The 1,544-nt window shown below is 67.1% G+C and carries 2 protein-coding genes; both read right to left on the bottom strand.

Going from position 1 to position 1,544, the window contains the following annotated elements:
- The coding region (locus AC5RWX_RS33150) for an ArsR/SmtB family transcription factor (protein WP_494100405.1) at positions 1–357 on the bottom strand (357 nt) is incomplete at its 3' end.
- Positions 358–433: 76 nt separating this feature from the next.
- Positions 434–1,544: acetoin utilization protein AcuC (locus AC5RWX_RS33145; RefSeq protein WP_494100404.1), on the bottom strand; the 1,111-nt coding region annotated here is incomplete at its 5' end.

The following is a 1,544-nucleotide window of genomic DNA, read 5'->3' as shown; positions in this document are numbered from 1 at the left end:
GACGTCGTTGCGCCTGGCCGGAGCCGAAGGCGCCTCAGAAGCGCCGTCCGGGGTGGAGGCAGCGGGGGCGGGTGACGCGGCAGCGGAAGCTGCAGAGCCGACGTCGAAGGTCTCAAGCCAGCTGGCGATCCCTTCCAACGGCTTACGGTTCAGCGCGTAATAGCGCTTCTGGCCCTGCGCCCGCATGCTCACCAGCTGGGCTTCCCGCAGGACTTTCAGGTGCTTGGAAATAGTGGGCTGGCTCGCCGCCAGTTCCTCCACGAGCTCCCCCACGGCCTTGTCCCCGGAACGAAGGGAGGCCAGTATGTCCCGTCGGGTCGATTCCGCAATGACGGCAAATACGTCGTCTGTCACCATGCCTCCAACCCTAGCGACATATGCCCCCAAAGGCATTACTGTTTCGCCGGCCAGGGGCCCTGGGAGCACACGGCTATCAGTCGAACCAGGGATCCAGTCCGTGCAGGGGAAAGACTGCCTTGCGGGTTGCCATCACGGTGCGGTCCACGGCATCGTTAGGGTCGAACCCCACTTCCCAGGACCGCCACCAGAGCTCCACGTCGTCGCCCATCAGTCCCGGCACCGCCGCCCCGAATTTCTCCTCGACGTACCTCCGCCAGTCCTCGGGGACCGCGGTCCGCAGCGGCACCGGCCTCCCCGCGGCGATGGCAATCAGGTGGCTCCAGGACCGTGGGACCACGTGCAGCACGTTGTACCCGCCGCCGCCCGTGGCAATCCAGCGGTTGTCGCAATACCGTGCAGCGAGGTTCCAAACGGCGGTGGCCGCCTCCCGTTGCCCGTCGACGCTGAGGTTGAGGTGCGTGAGCGGGTCGGTCCGGTGCGAGTCACAGCCGTGCTGGCTGATGATCACTTCGGGCCGGAAGGCTGCCACCAGTTGCGGCACCACCGCGTGGAACGCCCGCAACCAGCCGGCGTCACCAGTCCCTGAAGGCAGTGCGATGTTGACTGCGCTGCCCTCAGCCTTCGGCCCACCGATCTCGTTGGCGAACCCGGTGCCGGGGAACAGGGTGAGGCCGCTTTCGTGCAGGGATACGGTGAGCACGCGCGGATCGTCCCAGAAGATACTCTCCGTCCCGTCCCCGTGGTGGGCGTCGACGTCGATGTAGGCTACCTTGCGGATGCCGCCGTCGAGCAGCTTCTGTACCGCCAGCGCGGCGTCGTTGTAGATACAGAACCCGCTGGCCTTGTCACGGGCAGCATGGTGCATGCCGCCGCCGAAGTTCACCGCGTGCAGCGCCGATCCGTCCAGGATGCCGGAGGCCGCCAGCAGGGACCCGCCGGCCAGCCGTGCGGCGGCCTCGTGCATGCCTGCAAACGCAGGATCGTCTTCGGTCCCCAGGCCGCGCGCTTCGTCAGTTGCGTAGGGATCTTCACTCACCCTGCGGACAGCAGCCACGAACTCGGCGGCGTGAACGGACTCCAGCTCGGTGTCAGTGGCAACGCCTGGCGCTGCCACCGAGAGGTGGTCCAGGTCAAAGAGGCCAAGGCTTTGGGCCAGGCGCGCCGTGAGGTCCATGCGTTCGGGG

Source organism: Arthrobacter sp. SPT-J7 (assembly GCF_059089965.1).
The sequence above is the reverse complement of the archived record's forward strand: the minus strand, read 5'-3'. Positions and strand labels throughout refer to the sequence as shown.